Source organism: Luteolibacter arcticus, assembly GCF_025950235.1.
Classification (GTDB): Bacteria; Verrucomicrobiota; Verrucomicrobiia; order Verrucomicrobiales; family Akkermansiaceae; genus Haloferula; species Haloferula arctica.
Genome location: NZ_JAPDDT010000006.1, coordinates 1 through 13390, shown reverse-complemented (window position 1 = coordinate 13390; position 13390 = coordinate 1). Strand labels below are relative to the sequence as shown.

The 13390-nt window shown below is 63.0% G+C and carries 8 protein-coding genes; 3 read left to right on the top strand and 5 right to left on the bottom strand.

Annotated features, from left to right (window positions below; all coding sequences use genetic code 11):
* Window positions 1-126: 126 nt before the first annotated feature.
* The 5 genes from OKA05_RS14680 to OKA05_RS14660 all read right to left on the bottom strand — a co-directional run bounded on the left by OKA05_RS14680 (window position 127) and on the right by OKA05_RS14660 (window position 6482).
* On the bottom strand, window positions 127-660 hold the full coding sequence (locus tag OKA05_RS14680) for a type II secretion system protein GspG (protein ID WP_264487917.1): 534 nt from the start codon (window positions 658-660) through the stop codon (window positions 127-129).
* A gap of 54 nt (window positions 661-714) precedes the next feature.
* Window positions 715-2010: a type II secretion system F family protein gene (locus OKA05_RS14675; protein ID WP_264487916.1), complete on the bottom strand. Its 1296-nt coding sequence runs from the start codon at window positions 2008-2010 to the stop codon at window positions 715-717.
* 83 nt (window positions 2011-2093) lie between these two features.
* Window positions 2094-3767 (bottom strand): GspE/PulE family protein, encoded by a 1674-nt coding sequence (locus tag OKA05_RS14670; RefSeq protein ID WP_264487915.1) that lies wholly within the window; start codon window positions 3765-3767, stop codon window positions 2094-2096.
* 51 nt (window positions 3768-3818) lie between these two features.
* Window positions 3819-5468 (bottom strand): GspE/PulE family protein, encoded by a 1650-nt coding sequence (locus OKA05_RS14665; protein WP_264487914.1) that lies wholly within the window; start codon window positions 5466-5468, stop codon window positions 3819-3821.
* Between the two features lie 198 nt (window positions 5469-5666).
* Complete coding sequence (locus OKA05_RS14660; protein ID WP_264487913.1) at window positions 5667-6482, bottom strand: ion transporter; 816 nt, start codon at window positions 6480-6482, stop codon at window positions 5667-5669.
* 95 nt (window positions 6483-6577) lie between these two features.
* Here OKA05_RS14660 and OKA05_RS14655 point away from each other — a divergent pair, with 95 nt between their 5' ends.
* The 3 genes from OKA05_RS14655 (at window position 6578) to OKA05_RS14645 (ending at window position 12754) form a co-directional block, all read left to right on the top strand.
* The gene (locus OKA05_RS14655) at window positions 6578-10021 is read left to right on the top strand and encodes a translocation/assembly module TamB domain-containing protein (RefSeq protein ID WP_264487912.1); all 3444 of its coding nucleotides are present in this window, start codon (window positions 6578-6580) and stop codon (window positions 10019-10021) included.
* A gap of 89 nt (window positions 10022-10110) precedes the next feature.
* Window positions 10111-12048, top strand: coding sequence for a BamA/OMP85 family outer membrane protein (locus OKA05_RS14650; RefSeq protein ID WP_264487911.1), 1938 nt, complete (start codon window positions 10111-10113; stop codon window positions 12046-12048).
* 46 nt (window positions 12049-12094) lie between these two features.
* Entirely contained in the window at window positions 12095-12754 is a 660-nt protein-coding gene (locus OKA05_RS14645) for a hypothetical protein (protein WP_264487910.1), read from the top strand.
* Window positions 12755-13390 lie beyond the last annotated feature (636 nt).

The following is a 13390-nucleotide window of genomic DNA, read 5'->3' as shown; positions in this document are numbered from 1 at the left end:
TGCGCCAAGAAGAGCGCACGGTGGAGCGGCGTCGAGCGCAAAGCCCCGGCGAGGCAAGAAGACACGAAAAAGGGCGCCCGGCGGGCCATGCAGCACCACTCGAACGCCCTTCGAAGAGAAACAGGATTACCAGCTCTTGATATCGTCGAGGCTATCCTTGTGCTTGGCATCCGGGTTGGTCTTGCCATCGGGTCCCATCGACCACAGGTCGAAGTCAACATTCACCGCCTGATCGCCGGTGCGGTAGCGGTAGGGATTCGCCCACGGATCGATGATGCGGGCCTGGGCATCCTTGCCCAGAATCCATCCCTGTCCGGCCTTGGTGTTGTTCAGCGGATCCAGTTCGCCGAGGTAGATCTTTCCGCCGCTATCGCGGCCTTCGTAGCCTTCCCAATAGAGGGCCTTGTAGAGCACCTCGTCACCGCGCTCGCCGTTCGCATCCGTGCTGACCGGATAGGAGCGGTTGTCGGCGTGGTAGTCTTGAATCGCGTTCGCGAGCAGGCTCACCTGGACCTTGGCCTTGGTGCGCGCGCTCTTCTGGTTGATGAAGTTGAAGGCACCGAGCGTGAGCGCGGCGAGCACGGCGATGATGGCGACGACCACGACGAGCTCCATCAAGCTGAAGCCCGCGTGGCGGCGGCGGATACCTTGGATTTTCATGGGTGTTGGGTGGTTGGCGAAGCGGGCGGACAACGGGGTCCGCCCGGCATCCGCTCACATGTTGCCCATTTCGGAGATGATCTTGATCAGTGGCAGGAACAGCGCGAACACCACCGCACCCACGACGAGGGCGAGGACGACGATCATGATCGGCTCAAGGATAGAGGTAAGCGCGGTCACGGCATTGTCCACTTCGTCGTCATAGACGTCGGCCACCTTGAGAAGCATTTCCGGGAGCTGACCGGTTTCTTCACCGACGTCCACCATGGAAATGACCATGTTCGGGAAGACGCCGCCGGTAGCCTGCAGCGGTGTGACGATCGACTCCCCTTCCTTGACCGCCTCGTGGACCTTCTCGATCGCATCGGAGACCACCACGTTACCGGCGGTGTCGCGGGTGATATTGAGGGCTTGGAGGATGGGGACACCCGAAGTGACGAGCGTGCCAAGGGTGCGGGAGAAACGGGCGATCGCCGACTTGCGCTGGATGTCACCGAAGATGGGTAGCTTTAGCTTCATGGAGTCGATCGTGCGGCGACCTTTCTTGGTCTTGCCCCACGCGTTGCCAATAAAGGCGAGCAGGCCGATGAACGCGAACACCCAGACCACGTTCGGGATCGGCCCGACGCTGGCATTCAGGAAGAACTTCGAGGTGCCGAAGACGATCTGCGAAATCATCGGCAGCTCGGCGTCCTTGCCCAGTTCCGCGAACATCGTCTCGAACTTCGGCACGATGAACAGCATCAGGAAGACCAGGATGGCGACCGCGATGAACATGACGATCACCGGGTAGACCATCGCCGAGACGATCTTGTTCTTCAGCTTGTGGGCCTTTTCCTGGTACTCGGCGAGACGGACGAGGACGACCTCGAGCACACCGCCCAGTTCGCCGGCCTTGACCATGTTCACGTACAGCTTGTTGAAGATCCGCGGGTGCTGGGCCAGCGACTCCGAGAAGGTGGAGCCGGACTGCACCGAATCCGCCAGAGCGCCGATGGTGCCGCGGAGCACGGGATTTGGTTCCTGCTTGGCCAGCACGGTCAGACCGCGCAGCAGCGGCAGGCCGGAATCGATCAGCGTGGCAAGCTGACGGGTGAAGATCATCAGGATCTTCGGCTTGACGCGCCCGCCGACGGACGACTTGTCCTTCTTCTTGCCGGCAGCGGCCTTGGCGCCCTTCTTGGCACCTTTCTTCGCGGCGAGCTTGCCCTTGCCGGCCTCAACCACTTGCAAGGGGTAGTACCCTTGCGAGCGGAGCTGCTGGATGGCATCTGCTTCGCTGGTGGATTCGATCGTGCCGGACATCTGCTCGCCCTTGGCATCGGCGGCGGTGAATTGGAACTGAGGCATGGGGTTGTTTTTAAATCGAGTGGAGTGATTGTGAGCAGGCGCGCGAAAGCTGGCGACTCAAATTTCAGGCTGAAAAATGGGCGTCAGGTATATTTCAGAACCTCCTCAATCGTGGTGTGGCCGAGGTAGATGTTGCGCAAGCCGTCCTCGCGGAGGGTCTGCATGCCCAGCTCCATGGCCTTCTGCTTGAGCACCACGGTGGGCGCCCGGTCGGTGATGAGCTCGCGGAGCGGATCGGTGATGTCGAGCAGCTCGTAGAGTCCTTTGCGGCCCTTGTAGCCGCTCTTGCCGCAGGCATCGCAGCCGCGGCCGGTGAAGAAGTCCTTGTCGCCGAGTTCATGCACCGCCACCCCGAGCTGGGTGAGGATGCTCTCGTTCGGCTCGTAGGAAGCCTTGCAGCTCTTGCAAATGGTGCGGACCAGCCGCTGGGCGAGCACCCCTTCGAGCGAGGCCGCTACCAGGAAGGGCTCGCAGCCCATGTCCACCAGACGGGTCACGGCACCGGGAGCGTCGTTCGTGTGGAGCGTGGAAAGCACCAAGTGACCGGTCAGCGACGCCTGGATGGCGATCTGCGCGGTATCCTGGTCACGCATCTCCCCCACCATGATCCGGTCGGGGTCCTGACGAAGGAAGGCGCGCAGGATTCGCGGGAAAGTCAGGCCGATGCCCTCATGCACCGGGATCTGGATGATGCCGTCGATGTCGTACTCGACCGGATCCTCGGCGGTGAGGAGCTTGGAGTCGATCGTGTTGATTCGCGCCAGCGCGGCGTAGAGCGTGGTTGTCTTGCCGGCACCAGTCGGACCGGTGACGATGAAAATGCCGTTCGGCTTCTCGATGGTGTCGCAGACGTATTCGTAGATCGCTTCCGGCAGGTGCAGGTTCTCCAGCGAGAGATTGACCGAGGAGCGGTCGAGCACGCGGAGCACGATCGACTCGCCGTATTGGGTGGGCAGAGTCGAAACGCGCATGTCCACCTGACGGTCGCCGACCTGCTTCACGATCCGGCCGTCCTGCGGGACGCGCCGCTCGGCGATGTTCATGTTCGACATCACCTTGATACGCGACGTGATCGCCACCGACAGATGCACCGGCGGCGGAGCCATTTCATAGAGCGATCCGTCCACGCGGTAGCGGATCTTGAAATCCTTCTCGAAGGGCTCGAAGTGAATGTCCGACGCCCGTTCCTTGATCGCTTGGAAGAGCACCAGATCGACATAGCGGATGATCGGGGCCGAATTGGCTTCGGCCTCTAACTCGGCGGCGCTCAGGCTGGTGTCCACACCGGTCTGGAGCTGCTGGAGGATGTCCTCCATCGCCTTGCCTTCCCCACCGTAGCACTCGTTGATCTTGGCCTCGACGACGTAGTCGGGAGCCACCGCCAGCACCACCTCGCGGCCGAGCGCGAAGCGCAGGTCCTCGATGGTCTGGGGATTCATCGGATCGACCAGCACGACATGCAGGCCCTCGTGATCGAAATTCACCGGCAGCGCGCCGTGAAGGCGGGCCATCCCCGCCGGGAGCAGCGCGAGAAGCTGATCCGGCGGCGTCCACTCACGGATATCGACCACCTGGGTGCCGAGTTCCGAGGCGACCACCGGCCAGACATCGTCGCGGTGGGTGATGACCTGGAAGTCGGCGAGGATCTCAGCGGCCTCCTTGCCGCTGTTTTCGACTTCGTGAAGAATGTCCTGACCAAGCGAGCGGTCGATGAGCCCGCGGCTGATGAAAAGTTCTACGATCTGGTTGTTGTCCATGGATCGGGTTTTAAGAAATTGGAAATCTGGGATTTAGAGCGGATCCTCGGATCATTCGAGGTCCGACATGGTCACGTGGATGACCTCATCGGGGGAAGTCAGGCCGGCGAGCACCTTGCGGATCCCGTCGTCGCGGAGCGTGCGCATGCCGAGTTCGCGGGCGCGGCGGCGGAGCTGGCTGGAAGTCAGGTTCTCATTGATCATGTGCCGCACCTCATCATCGATCTGGAAGGTCTCGAAGATGCCGATACGACCGCGAAAGCCGTTGCGGCGGCACTTGTCGCAGCCAACCGGTCCCATGACCTGCGAAATGTCTCCGCGGCTCGGGTCGAAGCGCAACGAGCGGGCTTCCTTGTCGGTCAGCGCGTGCGGGGCCTTGCAGACCGGGCACAGCTTGCGGACCAGACGCTGGGCCAGCACCGCCCGCACGGCCGAGGCGATGAGGAAGCGCTTGATGCCGATGTCCGCGAGACGGGCGACGGCCGAGGGCGCATCGTTCGTGTGCAGCGTGGAAAGCACCAAGTGACCGGTGAGCGCCGCGTTGATGGCGATGTTTGCCGTTTCCGCGTCACGAATTTCCCCGATCATGATGATGTTCGGAGCTTGGCGGAGCATCGCGCGCAGCGCGGCGGCGAAGGTCATGCCAATGTCCGTCTTCACCATCACCTGGTTGATGCCGGGAAGCTCGTATTCCACCGGGTCTTCCACGGTGATGATCTTCTTGTCCGGCTTGTTGATCACGTTCAAGCAGGCGTAGAGCGTCGTGGTCTTACCGGAACCGGTGGGGCCGGTGACGAGGATGATGCCGTCCGGCAGGCCGATGAGGTTCTCGAAAAGCGCCTGGTCGTCGGAGAAGAAGCCGAGTTCCGGCAAGCCGAGCACGAGCGCGGACTTGTCGAGAATACGCATGACGATCGACTCGCCGTGGTTCGAGGGGACGGAGGAAACACGGAGGTCGATCTCCTTTTCCGCCGTCTTCACCTGGACACGACCGTCTTGCGGCAGGCGCTTCTCGGCGATCGACATCGTGCCGCTCATCACCTTGAGGCGGGCGATGATGGCTGGCAGCAGCTTCTTCGGGTGGTTGTCCACCTCGATCAGCTTGCCGTCGACGCGGTAGCGGATGCGGACGGAGGTTTCGAGCGGCTCGATGTGAATGTCCGACGCGCGCATTTTCATCGCGTCCACCAGCATGTTCTGGACGAGGCGGATGATCGGGGCATCGCCATCCGACACCTCCACGTCGTGGCCGCCGGAGACGTTCATGGCGCCGGAGCTGGACGCGCCGTAGAACTGCTTGAGGAGCGTATCGATCGCATTGACCGGCGCGCAGACGAAGCTGATTTCCCGCCCGAGCACGTGGGGCATGCTGTCCATCGTCTCGAAGTCGAAGGGATCGCCGACTGCCACGGTCAGGAAAACGCCGTCGTCCGACACCGGGACGGCCTTGTAGCGGCGGGCGATTTCGTCCGGGATGGACCCCAACACCTCAGGGGTGAGGGTCATCTGGCCGAGATCGATGGCCTCGATTCCCGCGTTCTGGGCCAGCACGGCGCAAACCGTGTTTTCCGAGAGATCGGTATCGCTGAGCAGCCGCTCGATCACGGAGCCGCCCTTGCGGCGGGCCTGATCAAGCACGTCGGGATCGACCACGCCAGCTTCCACTAGCAGGTCGGCCAAGTAGTCTTCGTTGGAGAACACGGGTTTTCGGGCCTTTTGGAAATCGAATGAAAGAAACGCGGGGCGTGTGGCACGACCCGGCGGTGACACACTGGTCAAGCCTCTCCCGCTTTGTCAACCTGCCGCCGGAACATTGCCGGAGGAATCCGCCGGGGGTAAGCACGCCGTATTGACGATGTGGCGGCGGCGGGCGGGAATCAGGCGCAGATCCTTGGAATTTCAGCTCATCGGAGCCCCGCAACGGCGGCAAAACCGCGCGTCCGGCAGGTGCCCGTGGACCCCACAGGAGGGGCAGGCGTCGGAAGTGTCGTCGCCCTCGAGCTTCGAAAGCTCCGAGGTCAGGATCCCGGTCGGCACCGCGATCACCGCGTAGCCGGTCAGCGCCAGCACGGAGGTCAAAAGGCGGCCCAGCGGCGTGACCGGGGTGATGTCGCCAAAGCCCAGCGTGGTGATGGTCACCACCGCCCAGTAGACGCCCGTCGGGATGCTGCTGAAACCACCCTGCGGCCCCTCGATGAGGTACATGAGGGTCCCGGAGACCAGCGAGATCGCCAGCATGAAGGAGAAGAACACCGTGATTTTCGCCCGCGCCCCGTAAAGCGCCCGCACCAGCATCTCCGCCCCGTTCACGTGCCGGACCATCTTGAAAACCCGGAACATCCGCAGCATTCTGAGCACCCGGATCACCAGCAATGCCTGCGTCCCGGGGAAGAACATCATCAGGTAGGTCGGCAGCACCGACAGCAGGTCGATGATGCCGTAGAAACTCCGCGCATAGCGCAGCGGGTGGCGGACCACGCACAGCCGCAGGATGTATTCGGCGGTGAACAGAATCGTGAACGCCCACTCGGCCGCCAACAGAGGCTCCGCGTAATCCCGGCGGACCGCGGGCACGCTTTCCAGCATCACGCAGACCACGCTCAGGCCGATCAGCCACAGCAGGGCGATGTCGAAGCGCCTCCCGGCCGGGGTTTCCGCTTCGAAGATGATTTCCCGCCACCGCTCGCGGCGGTCGGAACGAGGCGACTCAGGCATGCCTCGACTGTGAGATGAAGAAATGACGTGCGGAAAGAGCTTTCGTTGACCACACGTCCGGGCAGCGCCATGAATCATGCGCCGCCTTGCTTCCGATGAGTACCGACGGAGAATCCCCGCCAGAAAAGAAGAAGCGCCGCCGCGGACGCAAGCGGCTGACCGCGCTGGTCCTTTTTCTCGTCGGCCTGGCCTGGCTGAATGGTCCCGGCTGGCGTTGGCTCGGGGAAATCGCCGCGCAGAAGGCCTTGGAGGGCAGCGGTCTAACGGCGGACTTCGAGCTCAAGGGCACCCTGCTCGGCGGGATCAAGGTCGAGAAGCTGTCCGTCAGCGGCGGCCCGATCCGGAAGCTGGAGATCGGCTCCGTCGATCCGCGCTATCAGTGGAGCAAGATCTTCCGGGGCAATCTCGACGGCCTCGCCGTGGACAAGCTCGATCTGGTGCTCGACCTCGCGGCCGATCCCCTGCCCTCCCGGGGCAAGCCGAAGGAGGAAAAGGCCCAGGACCTTTCCGCCACCGTCAAGAAGGTCCGCTCGATCATCCTGCCGCTCGACCTGAGCGCGGCGGGCCTGCGAATCCAAGTGGTGCGCGGCGAGGAAAACGTGGCGGTCCTCGATTCCAGCAACTTTTCCCACCTACCGGGCAGCGAGGAATTTGGCCTCGCGTTCGGCGAGATCGCCATCGGGGCCGGCTATGCCTTCGCCGCGCAGGAGTCCAAGATCGTGTGGCAGGAAGATCGGATTCTGCTCGATCGCTTCGACGTGACCCCACGGATGGGCATTCGCGATGTCCGCGTGGAATTTCCCGCCAGCGGCAAGCTCGTGGCGTCCGCTCTCATTCAGGTGGAAGATTCGCGGATCATCCTCGCCAGCGACCGCTCCTCGGCCACCGTGAAGCTGGAAGGCGAGCCACTGGTGGTGCAGGAGGCCATGAAGAATTTCGCGCTCGAGATCCCCGCCGGGGCCACCGTCCGCAAGCTGGAGATCGCCGCCCAGGGCCTGGACCTCACCCCGGATCAGTGGCAGGCGACCGCCACTGCCGAGATCGGCGGGATGCAATATGAGGATTGGAAGGCGGAGACTCTCGCGCTCGACGTCACCAAGACCGGCAGCGAGGGCACGCTGAAGTGGTCGCTCGCCGCGCTCGACTCATCTCTCACCGGCAATGCCTCGCTGCGCTGGCGCGACCTCGCCGCCGGCCAGTGGACCGACTTCGAAGCCACCGCCAAGGCCAGCCTCCCGCAAGTCACGCCGCTGTTCGCCGTGCTGAAGGAGAAATACTCCGTCGCCCCGAAAGAGGCACCTCCCCTGCCCGCGTCGTCGCTCAATCTCGAAGCCACGATTGATTCCGCATCTAGCGGTCTTCGCTCCCTCGCCGCGAAGTGGCTGCTTTCTCCCGAGAAAGATGTCGCAGCTTCCTTCGCCGGTGAAGCGAAGTGGACGCCGCCTGATGGCAAAATCGCTGGCACGATGAGCAGCGAGGGGCATCGCGGAACCTTTGCCCTCGATCTAACCGCTAAGCGCTACGATGGCTCCTTCGTGCTCGAAGGCTTCCGCCCCGAACGCGTCGCAGCATGGACCGCGACCTTCGGCGTGACCTTGCCCACCGGCATGAATGCCAGCGGAACTTGGCAAGGCGGTGGCGAATTCGGCCCGCAGCCTCACCGCGGCACCTTCGATATCACCTCCTTCGAATGGGTGCGCAAGGACACCCCGCCGCTGATCCTCCGCACCAAGGGCAACTACAATTGGCCACAGGAAGTCGTGCTCGAACAGCTCACCGCCATCACCGAAGGCCAGACTATCAATGCCAGCGCCAGCTTCGCCAATCAGGTCCTGAAGATTCCGCGCATCGAATGGAAGGACGGCGAAACCCGGCTCGTCGGCGGCCAGGCGGAGATCCCGGTGCCGAAGGAGATGAAGACCGCGAAGGATTTCCTCAAGCAGGAGATCCCGCTGAATGTCTTCCTCGAATCCGAGTGGATCGATCACACCCGCCTCGCCGCATGGCTGCCGGAGAAGAAGTCGCCGCTCGCCGGGGGCAGCGGCCGGGTCCGGCTCGTCGTCGCCGGCACGCCCGCCGCGCCAAAGGTCGATCTGGATCTGGATCTCAAGGGCGTGAGCGTGCCCGACCAACCGGACGTGCCCGTCACCGATGCCGCGGTCACGCTCGATGGAGCCGATGGCACGCTTGCCCTCAACGGCCAGATCAAGCCGGCCGGGTACCAGCCTGTCGTCATCACTGGCAAGACCGCCTTCAAGCCCGGCGAGTGGGCCGAGAATCCCGACTCCGTGCTCAATGAGAAGCTGGAAGCCCGAGCCAACATCCCGCGGCTCGACCTCGCGACCTTCTCGAAATTCGTCCCGAATGCCGAGAAACTCGCCGGCACCTTGGAAGGCCAGTTCACGGCCAGCGGCACCATCGGCAAGCCAGACTTCGGCGGGGAGCTCCGCCTCTCGAAAGGCGAATTTTCCTTGAAGGATTCCCCCGCCCCGCCGGTGACCAATGCCAATGCGCTGATCCGTCTCGAAGGCAAGGACGTCCGCCTCCAGACGCTATCGCTCGAAGCCGCGGGCGGCACTCTCACAGGTGTGGGCAACGTCGGCCTCGCCGATGCCGCGAAGCCGACCTTCGACCTCAACCTGCGAGGCACCGCGCTGCCGCTCAAGCGCGACGAATCGATGATCGTGCGCGCCGATGCGAACCTGACCTTGCGCGGCGATCTCCAACAGGCCGGCATTTCCGGCACGGTGGATATCGTGGACAGCCTCTTTTACCGGGACTTCGAAATCCTGCCGGTGAGGGTCCCCTTCACCGCTCCCTCGCGGCCGAGCCTGCCCTCGATCGATCCCGATGAGAAGGCGGCCGAGCTTCCCGCACCCTTCGCGAACTGGACGCTCGATGTGCTGGTCCGCACCCGCGACCCGCTGCTGATCCGCGGCAATCTCGCCAAGGGAACAGCCACCGCCAACGTCCGCTTCGGTGGCACGCTCGCCAATATCCAGCCCCAGGGAACCGCCATTCTTAGTGAGGTCGAGGCCAAGCTCCCTTTCAGCACCCTCAAGGTGGACAACGGCGCCGCCACCTTCACGCCCGCCGGCGGACTCAACCCCGAGCTGAACATCCGGGGCACGTCTAACATCGGCCGCTACGAGGTGAATGTCTTCTTCTACGGCCCGGTCAATGCCCCTAAGACCGCGCTGACCTCCGATCCGCCGCTGCCGGAGAGCGAGATCATGACCCTGCTCGCCACCGGCACCACCTCCGATGGCCTCGAGGACGGCCAGGCCGCAACCATGAAGGCCGCCCAGCTCATCCTGGAAGAATGGAGGAAAGGCCGCCTCCCCTACGCCGAGCAAGTCGCCAAGGTGCTGGAAGTGCTCAACCGCGTCGATGTCCGCATCGGCGAGGATGACCCGCTCACCGGCAAGCGCCTCAACTCGGCCACCATCGAAGTCACCGAAAAGATCTTCGTCAGCGGCTCCGTGGACAAGCAAAGCAATACCCGCGTCCTCGGTGCCTTCGTCCTTCGTTTCAAATGAGAGAAGACAGCAGACTGGAAGACCCAAGACGCAAGAGGAAGAGCTTCCGGCTCTTTCTTCCGGTCTTGTGTCTTGCGTCTTCAAGTCTTGTGTCTCCCGCCGCAGACATCCGCATCGAGGGCCTCGGTTCCATGAGCGAAAGCGAGGCGCTGGACCTGCTCGGCGACCGCTTGGAACTCATCAAGGCCAAGCCACCATCCACCTCGCGGGCGTCGGACGCGGCCTTCCTGTTAGAGAACCTGATGAAGCGGCAGGGCTTCCAGACGCCCGACGTGAAGCCCGTCATTTCCGGCAACGCCATCCGGCTGGTCGTGAACGAAGGCCCGCGGGTCAAGATCGGCTCCGTCGCCATCCCCGGTTTAGAGAAGGAGGACCAGGAACGGCTGTCGAAGCTCTTCAAGCTCCCCGGTCAGGAACGCGTGCTGCGCCCCGGCCAGGAACCACCCTTCCGCGAGGCCGATGTCGCGGAAGGCCTGTCGTTGTTAGAAGCCGACTTCAGATCTCGCGGCTACTGGAAGGCCAAGGCGGTGGTGCAAAAGCGCGGCGAGACCGGGGGTGAGATTGCATTCATCATCCGCATTGATCCCGGGCCGCTCCATCATCTCGGTGCGCCCCGTTTCGATGGCGCGCCCGCGGACTTGATGCCACGCCTGCAGGCGAAGGCCGCACCCCACGTCGGCAAGGTGGCGAATACCGACCTCCTCACCACGCTGCGCAGCGAGATCGAGAGCATTTTCCGCTCCACCGGCTACCCGCTGGAGACCTTCAAGATGAACCGCATCCTCGGCGATGGCACGCTCACGCCGCGGTTCATCATCAAGTTCGGCGTCCGCCAGCGCTTGGGCGATGTGATCGTTGCCGGCGCGGAGAAAACCAAGACCGAGCGCATCACCAAGCGCTTCGAGGATCTCCGCGGCGAGTGGTTCGATGCCGAGGAATTCGACAAGCGCCTCAAGAAGATCCTCGCCACCGGGGCGTTCTCTTCCGTCCGCGTGGAGAATGCCACCGATCCCGGCGGCATGCTCGATGCCACGTTGCAAGTGGTCGAAGGCAAGGCGCGCGGTGCCTCCGTCTATGGCGGCTTCGGCAGCTACGAAGGCGGCATCCTCGGTTTGAAGTACCACGACCGGAACTTCCTCGGGCGGCTTTGGAACTTCAGCACCGGTGTCGAGGTGAGCTCGCGCGGCCTGTTAGGCGACATCCGGCTTTCCGATCCGTGGCTGTTCGACACCGACACCTACCTCGGCATGCGGCTCTTCTCGGTGACGCGCTCGCTGGAAGGCTACGACAAATTCGAGACCGGCGTGTCCGCGGAGTTCTCACGCGATGACTTCGAGAACGTCGATGCCAGCATCATCTTCGGCTCATCGATCGTGAGCACGGAAAGCAGCGACATCCCGAATACACAGCTCGGCGAAACCGACTACGGCCACCACTATGTCCGCGCCGATGTCACCTACGACCGCCGCGATGACCCCGTCACCCCCGGCAAGGGCTATCATCTCAATGCCCTGTTAGAAGCCGGCTTGATCGCCGGTGACATCTCGTCCAACTACACCCGCTTCGATCTGTCCGGTGCCGGCTACATCCCGGTCGGCAAGAAGGGCCAGGTGAACCTGGGCGCACGTGCTGCCATGCTGTTCCCCTCCTCGGGCATAAGCGAGTTCCCCATCGACCTGCGGCTCTTCACCGGCGGCGCGGATTCCGTCCGCTCCTTCCGCTACAACGAGCTCGGCCCGCGCTCCGTCACCAATGACCCGCTCGGCGGTGAGGCCTACTGGATCACGAATGCCGAGTATGTCCATGTCCTGTTCGGCCCGATGAAAGGAGTCGGCTTCGTCGATGCGGGAAATATGTCCGCTTTCGACGAAGGCTTCAACTTCAGCTCGCCGGAACTCGCCGTCGGCCTCGGCATCAGGATCGATCTACCGGTGGGCCCGATCCGGCTTGAATACGGACACAACCTCACCAAGGACGAGAACGAGCCATCGGGCGTCTGGCATTTCGCCATCGGCGTGGCGTTTTGAGCGCTGGTGGTTCGACAAGCGTCGTCATTTCCGGTTTTACTCCGCCATGTTTGTCCTTTCCTGCGAACCCGCAACCAGCGCCGTCCCAGAGTGGCACAAGGAACTGTTCCGCGGGAACGAAGAGGTGGTCAGCTCCATGGAGGGCTGGTCACCGGGTTCGCTTAATCTGGCCCAGGCATTCGCCACGAAATTGCGGACCCTGCTTGCCCACGGCGACATCACCCGCCTGCTCATCGATTTCTCCTGTCACCCGGAGGATCCCGAGCGCTTCAGCCGGTTCTCCAAAACCCTCACCGAGGATCAAAGGCTAAAACTCGACGAGCGGCACCACCGTGCTCACCTCAACCTGCTGAAGCAGCGCATCGTCGAGGAACAGCGCCGCAGCGGTCTCGCAATTCACCTGACGCTGCGCACCGAAGACCGCCCCGGCATGCCAGCGGTCGAGTTTCTCCACGCCGGCGAACGGGAAATCGAAACAGGTTTCGTCCAACGCTGGCGAACCCGCCTCCAGTCGGCCGTCCCGGAACTCTCTGTGAACTCCCGCATAGACGATGGCTCCGGCCTCTCCCGCTACCTCCGCGACCAATTCAAACTGGGCTTCGGCAGCATCAACGTCGTCGTCGCCCGCTCCAGTTTCCTGGACGGAAAGCCGATTCGCTGGGACCAGCTCAAGAAGGCCTTGTTAGAAACCTTGCCCCAAGCCTAACCGCCCCGCTGGGACCGCGGGATTCATCCCGCTTGGACGGTCGGGCTTGGACGGTCGGGCTTGGACGGTCGGGCTTGGACGGTCGGTTCGCCGGACCGTCGAAGCGGAATGAATTCCGCGCTCCCGGTGATCCGGAAGGCCCTCTCCCGTAGCGGATGGACTTCGTCCTTCCGGCGCGGTGCGGGTGGAGCCGGCAAGGTGCAACGATTTGCCTCCACGCACCGCCTTCCAACGGCACGGCTCACCAACTAAGAATAGGCCCCCCCAAAGTGTAGGTAGTCCCGGCTTCAGCCCAATGCCTTTAAGGATTGGCCGCACGGAGAGGGAACCGAGGATCAAGTTGGATTGATTTACCGCAGATTGCGCGGATAGCACGGATGGAGAAAGTAGCACCGAGAGCGATGCCGGGAGCTTGGAGGCATCTTGCCTGCCATCTATCACATCTCTTATTATCAGCGATATCCGCGTAATCCGCGGTCATGCTTTCTTCCAATCCTTAAAGGTATTGGGCTTTAGCCGGACTGAACCTAGGGAAAGGCCCGTCTATTTGCAGCGAGTCTGCAGCGAGTCCGGCTGAAAACCGGGACGACGTGCACTTTGAATCCCATCGCCGGAATCCCCAGCCGTCCGCGGCAC